Below are 16040 nucleotides of genomic sequence, written 5' to 3' on the forward strand. Positions count from 1 at the left end.
GCAGGAGCGCGGTGCCGGTCGCAGGGAGACCAACCGGTTCTCGTCGGATCAGCCGGTTCGCCGGCCCTGAGATCCGCGCCCCGGGGCGCGGCGCCAGGTACGCGGACGGTGAGCATTCGGGTGCTTCATGGACAGATGCAGCCACCACCCGATCGGGGCGGATGTGACAAGTAAACTGCTCGTCACGATCGATGCCCAGGCAGAACAGCAGGCACAAGTAACGCGGGTACAAGATGCCCGCGCGCATACTCGACGGGGAAGCGGACGTTGGACAGCTCGTTAGGGGCGCTCTTACGGCGCCTGCGGCATGCCGCCCATATGACCATTGAGGAGTTGTCGAACGCTTCCGGGGTGAGCGTGCGAGCGATCGGCAACCTGGAGCGCGGTGAGAGCCTCGGGCCGCAGCGCGCCACCGTGATCGCACTCGCGGACGCGCTGCGACTGACCGGCGATTGCCGCGACGAGCTGCTGCGGGCCGCCCGCGCCGGCCAGCGCCGCAGACCGGCACCGGCCCCGGGGCTGATGGCGATGCCGCGCGCGGTGCCCGACTTCACCGGTCGCGGCCAGGAGGCGGGCTGGCTGGCCTCGCTCACGGACGGTTCGCCGGACGAGCCGGCGCCCATCGTCGTGATCTCGGGCCAGCCGGGGGTCGGCAAGACCAGCTTGGCCGTGCACGCCGTCAGTGAGCTGTCGCACCGTTTCCCCGACGGGTACTTCTTCGTCGACCTGCGCGGCCTCGAGGCACGGCCGCTGGACCCCGGCGTCGTTCTGGAACGGCTGATCCGCACCCTGGCGCCGACCCATAATCGGCTGCCGCTCGATTTGGGTGACCGGGCAGCCCTGTACCGGTCCGTGGCAGCCGAGCGCCGGATTGCCGTGGTGTTGGACAACGCGGCGGACGAGGCCCAGGTACGTCCCCTGCTGCCGTCGACCGGCGCGGTCCTGACAGTGATCACCAGTCGTCGGCTGCTCACCGGCTTGGAGGGGGTGGCCCGGCTCCCACTGCCGCCACTGCCTGACGCGGAAGCCCGCGACCTGCTGGAGCATCTGATCACCGGCCCACCCGCTGCCGGCCGTGCCACCGACGCGGTATCGCGACTGGCGCACTCCTGCGGCAACCTCCCGCTGGCCCTGCGGATCGTCGGCAACCGCCTGGCCAGCCGCCCCGACTGGTCACCCGACCGGCTCGCCGCCCGTCTCGAGGACGAGGAACGCCGTCTGGACGCACTGACCGCCGGCGACCTGGAGGTCACCGCGGCTTTCGAGCTGTCCTACACGCAGCTGTCCGGCGCCGCGCAACAACTCTTCCGACGACTGTCCCTGATGCCGGGACCGCACTGTGGCCCCCAACTGGCCTCAGTGCTGGGAGGGCTGCCGGACGCCGACACGGAGGACGCCCTGGACGAGCTGGTCGAGCTCGGTCTGGTCCAGTCAGGTTTCACTGCGCGCTACCGGCTGCACGACCTCATCCGGATCTTCGCCCGGCGGCGACTGGAGCAAGAGGAGCCCGAAGACGAGCGCGCCGCCGTCGAGGCACGAGCGGTGGACTGGCTGCTGGACACGGCGATCGCGGCCGGCCGCTGGTTCGAACCGGACTACTGCGAGGCCCTCCCCGAGCACTGGGACGACCGCGTGCGGCTGGACACCCCTGAGGCCGCACAGCAATGGCTGATGACCGAGGCTGACGGCTGGCTCGCCGCGCTGGAACTGGTCGCCGCCACCGGAAGGTGGCGACGGGTGGTCGACGTGGCCGAAGCCATGCACTGGTTCTCCGACCGCTGGATCCACTGGGGCTACTGGCCCCGGGTGTTCACCCTGTCCAGCAACGCCGCCGCCGAGCTGGCCGACCACACCGCCGCCGCAACACATCTGAACTACCTCTCCTGGGCGCACAACACTTGCCTCGGCGACACCGCGGGAGCGAGCGACTGCGCCCGTCGAGCCCACGCGGAAGCGGTCATGGCCGGGGACCTGCGACAGCAGGCGTGGGCCGACTCGTACCTGGCGGTGGCGCTGTTGAAGGCCGGGGACGCCCACGGCGCGCTGCCGCTGGCCGCCCGGGCGATGCGCGGGTTCCGCACCGTGAACGACCGAGAAGGCATGGTGAGTCACGCGCTGTCCACCCTGGGCAGGGCGCTCGAGCGCACCGGGAAGCCCGACGAGGCGCTGCGGGCCTACAGGCGCAGGCTCACACTGGCGTCCGACCCGGCCACCGCGCCGTCGCCCGTGATCGCGGGAATGACGCGGGTATCGGCGGCACGCGACATCGGCCTGCTGCACATCACGCAGGGAAGGTGGCGGGAAGCGATTGAAACACTCGAGCCGGCCGTCGCCTGGGAACCGGCCTCTAACATTCCCCAATGGCAGGCGCAGATGTACGCCGCGCTCGGCCGGGCACGCCGGGAACTGGGGCAGACCGGAGGCGCGTTGGCCGACGTGGACCGCGCCATCGCGATCTACCAGCAGATCGGTGACGACAACGCCATAGAGGCCATCCAAGCCCTGCGCAACGGTTTGGGCCCGGACCCGAGCACTCGATCGACAACGGAAACGACATCATGAAGTAGTCGACGGACCACCTTCCCTCCGTGCCGGCCTCGCTGGTCAACGCCTGCTCCAAGCCGTCGCCGGACTAATCTCCCACCAACAGACCGCGGTCCTGTCCGACGGCCCACGCACATGAACCCCGACAGCGTGCTCGCGGTCCTCGACGAGCCACCGCCGACCATGCACGAGCTCGTATGGGTTGTCCAACGCCGCTGCGTTAGGGATCTTGAGTCGTTGGCAACCCCTGCCTGAGCAGCAGGAACGGGACCCCTGGTAGATCAGCTTGTGTCGAGCAAGGTGATCATCAAGTCCGGGAGTCCCGTTGCTGGAGAAGTCTGTCATCACGCGCACGATCGAGACGGCCGGGGGTGTGTTCGCGCCGGGGCACCTGGGCGAGTTGACGCAGATCGTGGACTTCGCGCTGGTGGACGCGGTGCTGGCCGAGACCCGCGCGGTGCAGCGGCGCATCCGTCTGCTGCCGGCGAGGGTGGTGGTGTACTTCGTCCTCGCGCTGGCCTTGTTCGAGGACTGCTCGTACCGGGCGGTGTGGGACAAGCTCACCGCTGGTCTGGCCGGGCTGCCGGTAGCGCGACCGCACTCCTCGTCGCTCTCGCGGGCCCGCCGCAGGCTGGGCGCGCGGCCGTTGCGGGTGTTGTTCGAGACGCTGGCCGGGGCCGTGGCCGCGAGAAATACGGCAGGGGCTTGGTGGTGCGGGATGCGCACGGTCGCCTTCGACGGCACCAGCCTGCAGTTACCCGATCGCTCCCCGGTCACTTGCCACTTCCCCAAGCGCAGCGGCCAGGAACGTGAGTTCGGCTATCCACTGCTGCGCCTGGTCACCCTGGTCGAGACAGGCACCCGCGCTGTAATCGCCGCCGCGTTCGGACCCGAGAGCGACGGTGAACTCGCCTACGCGAGGCGACTGCTGGCTCATCTGGAGGCGAAAATGCTGGTCCTGGCGGATGCCGGTTTCGACGCGGTCGCTTTCCTACGTGACATCCATACCACCGGGGCGCAGTTCCTGGTGCGCTCCTCGGCCAGCCGCCGCCCCCTCGTCCAGCGCCGTCTGCCGGACGGCTCCTATCTGACCCGCCTGTCCGGGCCCTATCGGGCCGGACACGGCTACGGCATGCTGACCGTCCGCGTGATCGAGGCGTGGATCACGGTGACGCTGGCGGACGGAACCGTACGCCGTGAGCAATGGCGGCTGGTCACCAGTCTCACCGACCCCGCCCGTCACCCCGCCGAGCGCCTGGTGTCGCTGTATCACGAGAGGTGGCAGGCGGAGACCACGTATGCGAGCTTGAAGGCGACCCTGCTGGACGGCCGCGTCCTGCGCTCCGGGCATCCCGCCGACTTGGATCAGGAAGTCTGGGGCATCCTTACCGTCTACCAGGCCCTGATCCGCACCGCTGTCGACGCCGCGGCCCACCGGCCGGGCCTGGACATGGACCGGCTCAGCTTCACCGTGGCCCTGAACGCCGCCCGCGACCAGATCGTGACCGCCTCCGGCGTTTTTCCCCACGGTCCCGTCCGTCTGGTCGGAGCCATCGGCCGCGCGCTGCTGGACAACCTGCTGCCAGCCCTTCGCCGCCGACGCATGAAAGCCCGCAGCCTCAAGAGCCACAGCAAGTACGCCCCGAACGTCGGCAAGCACCCCGCCACCGCCCAGAACTACACCCTCCACACCGAGATCACGATCATGGAGAAGGGGCTTGCATCCCGCTCACATCGCTAAACGCAGCGGCGTTGATGGGTTGTCCCGCAACTGATCTTGGTATGAAGGTGGTTGGTCAGGACTGGATCCTGGGGACCACTGGGGCGCTCCGCCGCCACGGTCGCGTCGTTCTCGTGGGCTGTCCGGTTTGGTCACTCGGTGTCCAGGGTGACCCAGGGCGCGACGGGTGGCGGGCGGATCCGCCTGGGGAAAAGAGCGGCAGGATCCCCCTGGTACGCGGTACGGTACGCCGATGTCAGCGATCAAGAAGTTCCAAGTCACCTTTGACTGCGCAGAACCTGAGCGCCTCGCTCGTTTCTGGTGCGAGGTGTTGGGGTACGTCATACCGCCTCCACCGGAGGGGTTCACCACCTGGGAGGATTTCAACCGCACCCTGCCTCCTGAGAAGCAGGGTTCATGGTTCGCCTGCAGTGATCCCTCAGGTGTGGGCCCGCGCCTGTACTTCCAGCGTGTCCCCGAAGGCAAGATCGTCAAGAATCGGGTGCACCTCGACGTCCGGGTCGGCACCGGGCTCGTGGGGGACGAGCGCCTCGCTACGCTCGAAGCCGAGTGCGCACGACTGGTTGCGCTCGGTGCGACCCACGTACAAACGCTGTACGCCGATGAGGAAAACGAGTCGTGCATCGTGATGCTGGACATCGAGGGCAACGAATTCTGTATCGACTGAGGTTTTCTCAGTGACGTTTTCTCAGCGGTGATCACTTCCAGATCCCGTTGAGGGCGAGGGCAGCGCGGGCGATGTCGCCGATCCGGCTGGGGCTGAGGGTGACGTGTTGCAAGGTGCGCCGGCGCTGCTTGAGCTCGGCGGCGGCACGTTCGCCGAGTGCTCGGACGCCTCTGATGAGGCTGTTGGTGGTGCGCGTGTCGGCGTCCAAAGCCTGCTCGGACTGGCCTTCCGGGCGGCGGGTTGGGACACGGATGCCGATGCCGGCGCCGATGCAGCCCTTGTCCGCCGGCGTCGGCAGGCCCTGGGCCGGCTCTGTACAGGGCGGGCAGCGCGTGGAGGCGGGCGGCGGTGATGTCGGGCGCGGAGCCGGGCTCGACCTCGGAGACCCACAGCGGCGTACCGTCCGGGGCGGACAGGAACTGCACGTTGCCGCCGAACGCCTTGAGCTTCTGGCTGAACCACAGGTCGTTGCCGTTCTCGCGGACCCCGGTGGCCCGGTCGCACTCGATCAGCGTGCCGTCCGGGATCACGTGCGCCATGCCCTGCGTCTGACAGCCCTTCAGGACCTCGTGCAGGTCGGGGCCTGCTCGGCGAGGACGTCGATGCCTTCGTGCAGGTAGCGGTAGCCGGTGGCCTGGGAGACGCCGGCATCGCGAGCCAGGCAGTGCACGCAGCCACACTCGCGGAACCAGCGCAGCACCAGCACCGCCTGGCGGAACGGGCCCAGCGCCCGCGAGCCACGCGGCGTGCGCAGTTGCCGCCGGTGTGCGGCGAGCAGGCGGGCAGGCGGGCAGGAAACTCAACGATGTGGCCCGGGACGTCGAGCGTGGCAGCGTAGGTGACCAACGCGAAGCCTCTGGTTGTCGCGGACGGTCTTGTGGTGAGAACCGTCCTACCAGGGGCTTCATGTCTGTCCGCCACCGGGCACTGCCCGCCCGATACATCCGGAATCGCCCGGATCACACCGCTTCGCAAAAATTATTTCGCTGAGAAAACCTCACCGGCCTTGGGGCTGGAGCTGTACGTGCTTTTGTACGGGCGCTGTACGGGGCAGCGTCGTGTCCCGGTTCGCACGGATCGCGTTGAACAGGGTCCTGGCGGTGAGGTCGAGCGCCGCTGTGGATGCGGATGGGCGGGGTGTGCGTTCCGGGACGGAAGGGTGTGGGAGCGTGAAGACGGTACGGGGTACGCGGAACAGTCGTGTGGCGAAGACGAAGGGTGAGGGGCCCGACCTGCCGGGTGTGTGGTCGGCGTACGGCGTGCTGCTCCAGTTTCTGCGGAAGCGGTCGGGGCTGAACCAGCAGCAACTCGGGGACGCCATCGGCTACTCGCTGGAGCAGGTCGCCTCCGTGGAGCAGGGGCGGCGGCCGGCGAAGGCTGCGTTCACGGTGGCGGCGGATCGGGTGCTGGAGGCGGGCGGGGTCCTGGAAGCGCTCCAGGACGAGGTGGACCGAGCGAAGTTGCCTCGGTTCTTTCGTAACTTTGCCCTGATCGAGGCGGAGGTGGTGAGCCGCTTCTCGTACGACCCGCTGCTGGTGCCGGGGCTGTTGCAGACGGAGGCATACGCGCGGGCCATCTTCGCTGGGCACTGCCCACCGCTCAGCGAGGAGATCATCGACCAGCGCACGGAGGCGCGGCTGAGTCGGCAGAAGCTGCTCATGCGAGTGCCGCTCGCTGAGTTGTCGTTCATCCTCAGCGAGGAGGCGTTGCGCGATCCGGTGGGTAGCCCAGAGGCGATGCGCGAACAGTGGCAACGGCTGCTGGAGGTGGGCGCGTTGCGCAACGTGGAGATCCAGATCATGCCTGCCGGGCGGGGGTTCCATCCTGGCAAGAACGGTCCGTTCGTGGTGGTGGAGACACACGAGCACAAGCACCTTGGCTACTTCGAATCCCAGGGCGTCGGATGCGCCGTCTCGGAGCCCGCAGAGGTCAGTTCCTTCGCCTTGCGATATGGCAAGCTGCGATCGCAGGCCTTGAACGTCGAGGAGTCTGCGCGACTCATCGAGCGGATGGTTGGAGAGACATGAGCGTGGAGCAGGTGGCCGAGCACGTGGACGGGCTGCGCTGGTTCAAGAGCAGCTACAGCGGATCGGACGGCGGCGACTGCGTGGAGGTGGCCGCCAGCCTGGACGCCGTGTACGTACGGGACTCGAAGGCTGCGAGCGACGGGCCAGTGCTGCGGATCGGCCAAGGCGAGTGGGCGGCATTCGTGGCGCTCGCGGTGGAGTAGAGCCAAGCGACGCTTCCGAGCGGAACAACGGGCTTGCTCGGGTCACTTTGGGTGACGTGAGCGAGCCCGTTGTCATGCCGTCGGCTCAGAAGAGGGCACCGCGACCGAGGCCCGGTAGACCTCGCCCGCGCTGACGCCGTCCGCGTGCAGGCCGGCGGCACCGTTCTCGACGGCGCGGACGTCGGCGCGCCCGATCGCGTCGACGAGGAGTTCCACCGCCTGCCGGACCTGGACGCCCAGCGCCTCGGTGACGTCCTCGCCCGCCGCAAGGCCGGCCTTGAGGAGCCCCACCAGCGTCTCGGGCTCGTCGTACTCGAAGAAGCGGCGGCGCCGCAGCAGCGAGACGAAGGCGCGGACGACGTTGCGCTCCGCCGCCTCGTTCCAGCCGATCGCGTCGAAGACCGCCGTGGTCGTGACGCCGCCCAGCGGGGCCCAGACCAGGCACCACCAGCGGCCGTCCGTCACCAGGCCGAGCGGCACCCCGTGGTGGCGGAGGAGGCGAGCCAGGCGGTCGGCCGGTGCCGCCGTCCAGTCGCCGCCACCGCCCGCCCGCGCGGTGGGCGCAGTGCCCGCCGGGACCGTCATGCCCAGCAGCCGCACCCGCTTGGCGGCGGCCTCGGTGCTGGGTTCGGCCGCCAGGTCGGTGCCCGGGTCGACGAGGGCGAAGTCGGGGCGGACCTCGGCGTTGTGCTCGGGCACGCGCAGCGTGAGGCGGTCGAGGCCGTGGTGCTCGGTCTCGCCCACGCGGAGGGTCAGGGCGTCGTTCCAGCCGAGGAGGCGGGTCAGGACGTACGCCACCCACTCGTCGCGGCCCGCCGTCGTGTCGGTCTGCCAGTCGGCGTGGCGGGCGCGCAGGCGGGCGCGTTCATCCTTTTCGAGGGTGTCGAGCTGGGGCCAGGTCCGCAGCAGGACGGGCATGGTGAGGAAGGGGCCGGAGACCTCGGTGAGGTCCAGCCACTCCTGGTGCTGCCGGCGGCCGTCGGTGGCCTTGGCCTTGGCGGCGGCTATTCCACTGCTCGCGGTGCGGCGGGAGCTCATCGGCGGGCTTCCTTTGCGGGAACGACGAAGACGACGGCGGCGGGGAAGAGGTGCGATCGGGGCTCGCGGTAGCGGGCGGCGATGGCGGCGAGTTCGCGCTCGCGCTCGCCGGGGAGGCCTTCGAGGCGTTCCTGCCAGCGGCGGCGGTCGTCCTCGAACTGGCGGCGCTCGTGGCCGGTCAGCTCGTGGGTGGACAGCAGGGCGAGCTGTTCGCCGTCGCCGTCGCCCTCCTCCTTGAGCTTGGTGCGCAGGGTGGCCTCGAAGCGGTCGAGGGTGGCGGTGATGCGGCGCTCCTCCTCGGCCCTGCGGTCGGCGAGGCGGCTCTCCAGTTGGCGGCCGAGTTCGGTGGCGCGGGCTTCCAGCGACTTGTAGAGGGAGTCGCGGAGCTTCGGCCAGGCCTCGGTGAGTTCCCTGCGCAGGTGCGGGGCGGCCTCGGTGCCGTCGGTGAGGGCCTGGGACAGGACCCGGCCCTGTTCGCCGACCGACTCCCAGCGGTGGAAGCGTCCGGTGTCGCCGAACCAGCCCCCCGCGTACAGGACTTCCTCGTGCAGGCGGGTGCCGTCGGTGCCGACGAGGACGTAGCGCGCGTAGGCGGAGACCAGGGTGGTGGTGACGGCCGGGTCGTCGGAGACGACGGCGGTGACGCGGCTGAGGCCGACCGAGTCGGCGTTCCAGACGGCGGCGGTGAGCAGGCGCGTGGAGAGGGCGACGAGCGGGTGCTTGAGGTGGGCGAGGACGACGTCGTCCCGGGCCTGGGCCGCCACCACCGGGGAGAAGGTGAGCGGGCGCTGCTCGCCCTCGCGCAGCTTGTGGGCGAGGCCGCGGGTGGCGCGCTCCCAGCTTCCGGAGAGCGGCTGTACGTCGAAGAGGTCACCCGGTTCGAAGTGCTCGGCGCGGAAAGCGGACGGCAGCAGAGCGGGCTGGTGGTCGAGGGCGAGGGCGGTGTCGACGACGCGCTTGATGTTGGCCGGGGTCAGGCCGAGGGCGGACACGGTGCCCTCGTACTGGTCGGCGAGCCTCTTGGTCTGGGCGGTGACGTTCTGCTCGGGCGCGACCTCGCCGCCGGTGTGGCGTCCCTTGATCTGCCTGGGCTTGGCGTTCTCGATGTCGACGGGGGCGGTGTCACCCGTCATGCGGCGCTGTACGGCGTCGGCGAGGACGGCGTTGACGGAGCCGAGGTCGTGCTCCATGCGCGCGACCTTCTTGGCGACGCGGGAGAGGAATTCGAGGTCGGCCTCGTAGGAGCCGGCCTGGGCCTGCTGCCAGCCGGAGCCGATGAAGTGGCTGATCTCCGGGTCGTGCTTCTGGCCCCAGCGGTCGACGCGGCCTATTCGCTGCTCGAGCTTGTTGGGGTTGAAGGGTATGTCGTAGTTGACGAGGCGGTGGCAGTGGTTCTGGAGGTCGATGCCCTCGCCGGCGGCGTCGGTGGCCAGGAGGATGCGCACCTTGCCCTCCGGCTGCGAGGGGTCCGCCTGGAAGCCGAGGCGGATGCGCTCGCGCTCCTCGGCGGACAGGCCGCCGTGCAGGCGCTCCACGCGGCCGCCGTCGGTCAGCCCCTCCTGCTGGAGGAGGTCGTGGAGCCACTCCTGGGTGTCGCGGTACTCGGTGAAGACGACGACCCGCTGGTCGGTGCAGCGCTTGCCGTCGGGTGTCCGGCAGACGGCCTTGAGTTCGCTGATGAAGGTCTCGGCCTTGGAGTCGGGGGCTGCCTCGTGGGTGAGGGCCCAGCGCTCCATCTCCTGCAGCAGTGCCAGTTCCCGGCCGTCCTCCGCCGGGGTGAGGGAGGTGGAGCGGGTCAGGGCGTCGTCCTCGGCGTCGACCAGGCCCGTGTCGTCGAGGTCGGCCACCAAGTCGGCGAACTCCTCCAGCCACTCGGGGACTTCGGCGGCCGCCGTACGTCCCCGCGCCGGACCGGTGTCCTCCAGGTGGGAGAGGTAGACCTGGACGGTGTGCAGGAAGGCCGCCGGGGAGGAGAACAGGCGCTTCTTCAGCAGCAGTGTCACCAGGTCGGCGGCGCGGCGGCCTCCCCGGGCCTTCGGCGTCAGCTTCTTGCGGCGCAGCTCGGCGAAGGAGCCGAGGAGTTGGTGGATCTCGCGTTCCTGCGGGGTGTAGTCGACGGGGAGTTCGCGGGTCCTGCGGGTGCGGAAGCGGGGCGTGCCGTCGGCGTTGGTGACCGTCGACTTCAGGCGTCGTACGACGGTGTCCTTGAGGGCTTCCTTGTCGGGGTCGACGCCGCGCGCGAAGCGCTGGTCGTCGATGAGTTCGAGCAGGGCCGTGTACGACTCGGGGTAACCGTTGTGCGGGGTGGCGGAGAGGAAGAGGCGGTGCTCGAAGTGCGGGACGAGGCGCCGGATCAGCTTGGTCTGCTGGGAGTCGACGGCGTACACCTGCTTGGGCGCGGCGGGTGCGACGTGGTGGGCCTCGTCGAGGACGAGCAGGTCGAAGAAGCGCTTGTGCTCGCCGTCGGGGCTCGCCTCGGGGGCGCCGATGACCTCGTCGAGGAGGCGCTGGGCCTTCTGGCCGCGCAGCCAGGGCAGGGAGACGATGGTGAGCGGGTGGACGCGGAAGGGGTTGGCCGCTGTTCCGTGGGTGCGGCGCAGGCGGGCGCAGTGCTCGGAGTCGACGATGGTGAACTCCAGGCCGAACTTCTCGGCCATCTCGTCGCGCCACTTGAGGGTGAGGCCGGCCGGGCAGACCACCATGGTGCGGCGGGCCCGGCCGCGCAGCAGGAGTTCCTGCACGACGAGACCGGCCTCGATGGTCTTGCCGAGGCCGACGTCGTCGGCGAGGAGGAGGTTGACGCGGGGTGCGCCGACCGCCCGCGACACCGGTTCCAGCTGGTACGGCTCCACGGCGACACCGGAACGGAACGGTGCCTGGAGGGTCTTGGCGTCGGCGGAGGCGACGGCGGACCAGCGGACGGCGTCCAGGAACGCGGCGAGGCGGTTCGGGGAGTCGTAGGCGCCGGCGGAGGCGTCGGGCAGGGAACCCGCGGGCAGCACGCGGCGGCCGGGCTCCACCTCCCAGATGACGGAGAGGGTGTCACCGAAGCGGCCGTCGGCCACGGACTGGAGGTGGACCAGGGTCGCGCTCCGGCGGTTGTCCTAGCCGTCGGCGGCCGGGGAGGGTTCGACGCGGGCGACCACCCAGGACTGGCCGCGCACCTCGACCAGATTGCCTTCCTCGGGGAGCGGTTCCGCCCCCGTCCGCTCGGTCGCGCGCTGAACTGCAGGCGTCATGGGCGCTGTTCACCTCGGTGTCTTCCCGCGCCGCCCGTAGACAGTGGCCTGTCTCCCCTCCGGACGTGCGTGCGATCGGAGCGTAACACGATCCATCAAGTGTGAACAGAGATTACAAAGTTGGGATTCGCGTGAAGGCGGCGTCGCCTCAGGTCATGCGCCGCAGTCGGGCCAGCAGGGCTCGGCTGCGTCCACGCCCGGACTCGGCCGGTAGGATCCTGTCCTCCTCCTCGGCCAGCCGACGCAGTAGTTCCGCGGCCGCATGCCGCTCTCCCGTGCGGACCAGGAGTACGGCGATCTCGTAGCGGGTGTCCAGCACGGCCGGGTCACCGGGGCCGAGCAGGCTGCGCTGTTCGGCCAGCACCGACTTCAACTCGTTCAGGGCCTCGCGGGTGTGGCCGAGCGCGCCGGTGCACAGGGCGGCTCCGGCGCGGGCGGCGAGGAGGTCGGCGTGTTCGAGGCCCGGGGTGGCCATGAGGTGCTCGTACTCCTCCAGGGCTCGGGCGGGACGCCCCGAGCGACGCAGGTCGACGATCTCGGCCAGGCGCGGGTGGGCGGGCGGTGCGGGGGCGGCCGGAGGCCGTCGGGGAGTCCAGGCGGCGAGCAGGGCGGCCACCTCGGCGGCCGAGGCGGGCCGGTCCTCGGGCTTCTTCTCCAGGAGCCGGTCCACCAGGGCCCTCAGCCCGTCGGGGACGTCGGAGCGGTGGTCGGTGAGCGGGGGCACGGGTTCGGTGGCGTGCCGGTGGTACAGCACGAAGGGGCTGCCGTCGGTGAAGGGCGGGGCGCCGGTGAGCAGTTCGTACAGGACGCAGCCGAGCGAGTACAGGTCGCTCGCGGGGACCGTCCTGCCGACGGCCTGCTCGGGTGCCATGTAGACGACCGTGCCGGGTGTGGCGTTGGGCGCGGTGAAGCGGGTTTCGCCCGGCTCGGGTTCCAATGCCGCCGCGACGCCGAAGTCCAGGACCTTGATCTCCCCGTCGGGGGTCATCATCAGGTTGGAGGGTTTGAGGTCGCGGTGCACGACGCCCTGGCCGTGGGCGTAGGCGAGGACCTCGGCGGTGCGCCGTGCGATGTCCGCTGCCTGTTCGACGGTCAGCGGGCCGTCGCTCTTGAGGACGGCATCGAGAGCGCGGCCGGGGACGAGGTCCATGACCAGGTACAGCTCGCCGTCGTGGCTGCCGTGGTCGTGGACGGCGGGGATGCCCGGGTGGTTCAGGCGGCTGGTGAGGCGGGTTTCACGGAGGAAGCGGCGCTCCAGGGTGCCGAGTTCGCCGCCCCGGCCACGCGGCGCGAGGACCTTGACCGCCACGTCGCGGCCGAGGGCGGGGTCGTAGGCCGCCCAGACGACGCCCATGCCGCCCCGGCCCAGTTCACGCGTGAGCTCGTACCGTCCCAGGCTTCGCCGCATTGCGCCCGTCTCCAGTCTCGGCGCCCGCGGGCGCCCCTCCCAGCCCTTGGCCGGGAGCTTCGCGGCGCCGCCCGGCCGGCGAGGTCATTGTCTCATCGTTCACGCGGGCCTCGGTCCCTGCGGGAGCACGAAGGGGCGGCGGGGGTCCTCGGGCAGGCCCGGGCGGGCGGCGCGGGCGGGATCCGGGTGCGGCAGGTGGGGGCCCAGGGCCGCGTAGACCTCGGCGGCGGAGGAGGGGCGGTCGTCCGGGCTCTTGGCGAGCAGCGCCGTGATCAGCTCCTGCAGGTCGGGGGGCACCTTGACGCCCGCGTCGGCGACGAGGGGCGGGGGTGCGCTCAGATGGCGGGAGGCGAGGAGGGCCGGCTGGTCGGTGGCGAAGGGGGTTTCGCCGGTGAGCATGTGGTGCAGGAGGCAGCCGACCGCGTAGAGGTCGCTGCGGCCGTCGAGCGGGTCGCGGCCGGACAGCAGCTCGGGCGACGCGCAGGAGATGTTGCCGACGCCCTCGCCGGTCATGGTCAGCCGGGGGTCGGCGTCGGAGAGCAGTTTCACCAGGCCGAAGTCGAGGATCTTCACCACGCCGTCGCGGCGGATCATCACGTTCTGCGGTTTGAGGTCGCGGTGGACGAGCCCGGCGGCGTGGGCCGCGGAGAGTCCGGCGCACAGCTGAGCGGCGACGGCGGCGGCCGAGGCCACGTCGAAGCGTTCGTCCTCCTGCTGGTCGAAGAGGTGGTCCAGCGTCGTGCCGTCGATCAGTTCCATGACCAGCCAGCAGATGTCGTCCGTGATCGACGCGTCGAAGACCGTCGTGACGTTGGAGTGGTCGAGGCGGGCCGCGGCCCGGGCCTCCCGGTGGAAGCCGGGCCATGGCCGCCTCGCGGCTCCACGGTACGGCCAGCAGCTCCGCGGCCACGGTCTTCACCGCCACCGGCCGCTCCAGGCTCAGGTCGCAGCCGCGCCACACATGGCCCATGGCTCCTCGGCCGAGGACGGACGTCAGCTGATAGCGGTCACGGAGCACCGTTCCCGGCGCGGGGCTCTGCATTTCTTCCGTCCTCCACATTTTCCACACAGACATTCGAGGGCTTGTCTTGTGAACAAAGTCAATGAGCGTAGTAGCCTTCCATGCACTACGGCCGCTGGGGCGCCGCCAAGCCCGGCGGCCAGACACCTCGGAGAGCCCCTCGATGAGTACCACCGACGCCGTACCCGTCACCCTGGCCGAAATCGCCCGGATCGCCGGTGTCGGCCGCGCCGCGGTGAGCAACTGGCGACGTCGCCACGACTCGTTTCCCACCCGCATCGGCGGCACCGACGTCAGCCCGCAGTTCTCGCTGGCCGAAGTCGAGCAGTGGCTGCGGGACAACGGCAAGCTCAGGGACGTCGGCGGCCGTGAACTTCTGTGGCCGCGTTTCGAGGCGCTGGGCAGCAGGGACGAGTCGGGGCTGGCCGTGGCCGAGGCGGCCCGCCGGATGCGCTCCTCCCGGGCCCGGGTCGCCCACCCGGAACTATCCGCGCAGGCCCGTGAGTTGGTGGCCGAGGCGGCCAAACTGGGGCGCAAGGAGGGCCCCCGCGAGACGTTCGAGTTCCTGCTGCAGCGGTGGCTGGAGACCCACGTACGGCAGCTCAGCACCACGCCGCCGCAGCTCGCCGCGCTGATGGCGCGGATCGCTCTGGCCGTCCGGCTCGGCGGGGACGCGGACGGGCTGACCGTCCTGGATCCTGCCTGCGGCACCGGGCACCTGCCCGCGGCGGTCGCCCACGAGTACGACGGGTCCGGTCTGACGGTGCTCGCCTGCGAACGGGACCCGGCGCTCGCCGCGTTGGCCTCCGCCCGCCTCGGCTTCATCGCCGACGACCGCGACATCCACGCGGAGGTCGCCACGGCCGACGCGCTGCGCGAGGACTGCTTCGCCGGGACACCGGCCGACATGGCCCTGTGCAACCCGCCGTTCAACGAGCGCGACTGGGGCTACGAGGAACTGGCGACGGACCAGCGCTGGACACACGGGCTGCCACCGCGCACCGAGCCCGAACTGGCCTGGGTGCAGCACCTGCTCTCCCACCTCAGGCCCGGCGGTGCGGCGGTCGTCGTCCTGCCGCCCGCCGTCGCCTCACGCAAGGCGGGCCGCCGTATCCGGGGCTCCCTGCTGCGCACCGGTGTGCTGCGGGCGGTCGTGGCGCTGCCGCCCGGGAGCGCCCAACCGCACAGCGTCTCGCTCCAGTTGTGGGTCCTGCGCGCCACGGCGGACAGCCCGTCGACGGCTCCTCCCGCGCAGGACGCCCTCCTGGTGGACGCCACACGGTTCGCCAGGCCCGGAGCGCGCGAGCCCGGACCCGACTGGGACGCCCTCGGCTCCTTCGTCCGCACAGCCCTGGAAGTCCTCGACCAGCCGGACCGGAACCCACCGGAGGGCGCCGTCCGGGTTCCCCTGCTCGACCTCCTGGACGACGAGGTCGACGTCACCCCGGGCCGCTACGCCGTATCCGGCGGAGAGCCCTCCCGTGCGGAACTCGCGGCGTCTTGGCGAGAGCTGACGACCCACCTGGCCGACCTCACCGGCTGCGCACAGTACTTGGCGGGGCTGGACCTGCAGCCACGGACACCGCAGACCACGGCGACGGTCGGGGACCTCGTCAAGGCGGGCGCCCTCACCCTGCTCGCCGGGCAGCAACCGCCGGACGGCGCCCCCTCGCCCGGTGCGGCCGGACTGCCCCTGCTCACCGTGTCCGACCTGCTCCAGGACGGTGTCCCCAGCGGACGTGTCCCCGAGGGGACGGCCCATGCCGTGGCCGAGGAGGGTGACGTGGTGGTCGCCGGAGTGATCCGGGCCTTCCGGGCCTGGGTGCACCAAGGGCCGCCGACGGCACTGGGCCCGCAGCTCTACGCACTGCGGGTGGACCCGGAGAAACTGGACGCCCACTTCCTGGCCGGCTGCCTGCGCGCCCCCGCCAACGGACGCCAGGCCGGCACCCACGCCTCCAGCTCGTCCCGGGTGGACATCCGGCGCCTGCAGGTACTGCCCCTCCCCCTCGAGGAACAGGCCGCCTACGCCACGGCCTTCCGCCGCCTCACGGACTTCGAGGACCTTCTCGCGCGCGCCGGGGACCTGGGACGCCGGCTGGTGAGCGACGTGAGCGACGGGCTCGCCGCGGGCGGGCTGGGCGACTGACGG

General features: G+C 70.8%; 10 protein-coding genes and 2 pseudogenes. 6 read left to right on the forward strand and 6 right to left on the reverse strand.

All coding sequences use genetic code 11. The features are described from left to right. The first annotated feature begins 267 nt into the window (after positions 1-267). The 3 genes from ACX25U_RS03500 (at position 268) to ACX25U_RS03510 (ending at position 4952) form a co-directional block, all read left to right on the forward strand. The gene (locus ACX25U_RS03500; RefSeq protein WP_454388955.1) at positions 268-2562 is read left to right on the forward strand and encodes an ATP-binding protein; all 2295 of its coding nucleotides are present in this window, start codon (positions 268-270) and stop codon (positions 2560-2562) included. Between the two features lie 307 nt (positions 2563-2869). Continuing rightward, positions 2870-4285 carry an IS4 family transposase gene (locus tag ACX25U_RS03505; RefSeq protein WP_454383449.1) on the forward strand — a complete coding sequence of 472 codons (1416 nt, stop codon included), beginning with the start codon at positions 2870-2872 and terminating at the stop codon, positions 4283-4285. Positions 4286-4517: 232 nt separating this feature from the next. After that, the gene (locus ACX25U_RS03510) at positions 4518-4952 is read left to right on the forward strand and encodes a VOC family protein (protein ID WP_454388957.1); all 435 of its coding nucleotides are present in this window, start codon (positions 4518-4520) and stop codon (positions 4950-4952) included. Between the two features lie 31 nt (positions 4953-4983). Here ACX25U_RS03510 and ACX25U_RS03515 read toward each other — a convergent pair. Then, positions 4984-5798: pseudogene (locus tag ACX25U_RS03515) on the reverse strand (transposase family protein). 356 nt (positions 5799-6154) lie between these two features. Between ACX25U_RS03515 and ACX25U_RS03520 the strand changes: the two are divergent. Further along, entirely contained in the window at positions 6155-6979 is an 825-nt protein-coding gene (locus ACX25U_RS03520) for a helix-turn-helix domain-containing protein (protein ID WP_454388959.1), read from the forward strand. After that, the gene (locus ACX25U_RS03525) at positions 6976-7182 is read left to right on the forward strand and encodes a DUF397 domain-containing protein (RefSeq protein WP_454388960.1); all 207 of its coding nucleotides are present in this window, start codon (positions 6976-6978) and stop codon (positions 7180-7182) included. The genes ACX25U_RS03520 and ACX25U_RS03525 overlap by 4 nt, the downstream gene beginning before the upstream one ends. 72 nt (positions 7183-7254) lie before the next feature. Here ACX25U_RS03525 and ACX25U_RS03530 read toward each other — a convergent pair whose 3' ends face one another. The 5 genes and pseudogenes from ACX25U_RS03530 to ACX25U_RS03550 form a co-directional block, all read right to left on the reverse strand. Further along, a complete protein-coding gene (locus tag ACX25U_RS03530) occupies positions 7255-8220 on the reverse strand; it encodes a hypothetical protein (RefSeq protein WP_454388961.1) in 966 nt (321 codons plus the stop codon). Continuing rightward, the gene (gene drmD / locus ACX25U_RS03535) at positions 8217-11303 is read right to left on the reverse strand and encodes a DISARM system SNF2-like helicase DrmD (RefSeq protein ID WP_454394796.1); all 3087 of its coding nucleotides are present in this window, start codon (positions 11301-11303) and stop codon (positions 8217-8219) included. The genes ACX25U_RS03530 and drmD overlap by 4 nt, the downstream gene beginning before the upstream one ends. Before the next feature lie 21 nt (positions 11304-11324). Continuing rightward, entirely contained in the window at positions 11325-11459 is a 135-nt protein-coding gene (locus ACX25U_RS03540; RefSeq protein WP_454388963.1) for a hypothetical protein, read from the reverse strand. Between the two features lie 148 nt (positions 11460-11607). Then, positions 11608-12867, reverse strand: coding sequence for a protein kinase domain-containing protein (locus tag ACX25U_RS03545; protein ID WP_454388964.1), 1260 nt, complete (start codon positions 12865-12867; stop codon positions 11608-11610). A 99-nt stretch (positions 12868-12966) separates the two neighbouring features. Continuing rightward, positions 12967-13665: pseudogene (locus ACX25U_RS03550) on the reverse strand (serine/threonine-protein kinase); the annotation flags it as partial. A 386-nt stretch (positions 13666-14051) separates the two neighbouring features. Here ACX25U_RS03550 and ACX25U_RS03555 point away from each other — a divergent pair. Then, the gene (locus tag ACX25U_RS03555) at positions 14052-16037 is read left to right on the forward strand and encodes an N-6 DNA methylase (RefSeq protein ID WP_454388966.1); all 1986 of its coding nucleotides are present in this window, start codon (positions 14052-14054) and stop codon (positions 16035-16037) included. The last annotated feature ends 3 nt before the right edge of the window (positions 16038-16040 follow it).

The organism is Streptomyces sp. JNUCC 63 (assembly GCF_054366325.1).

What these genes read in the sequence shown, in the direction of transcription:
- ACX25U_RS03510 (WP_454388957.1), top strand. Translation starts at nt 4,518, where the DNA reads ATGTCAGCGATCAAGAAGTTCCAAGTCACCTTTGACTGCGCAGAACCT.
- ACX25U_RS03525 (WP_454388960.1), top strand. Translation starts at nt 6,976, where the DNA reads ATGAGCGTGGAGCAGGTGGCCGAGCACGTGGACGGGCTGCGCTGGTTC.
- ACX25U_RS03530 (WP_454388961.1), bottom strand. Translation starts at nt 8,220, where the DNA reads ATGAGCTCCCGCCGCACCGCGAGCAGTGGAATAGCCGCCGCCAAGGCC.
- ACX25U_RS03540 (WP_454388963.1), bottom strand. Translation starts at nt 11,459, where the DNA reads ATGACGCCTGCAGTTCAGCGCGCGACCGAGCGGACGGGGGCGGAACCG.
- ACX25U_RS03545 (WP_454388964.1), bottom strand. Translation starts at nt 12,867, where the DNA reads ATGCGGCGAAGCCTGGGACGGTACGAGCTCACGCGTGAACTGGGCCGG.
- ACX25U_RS03555 (WP_454388966.1), top strand. Translation starts at nt 14,052, where the DNA reads ATGAGTACCACCGACGCCGTACCCGTCACCCTGGCCGAAATCGCCCGG.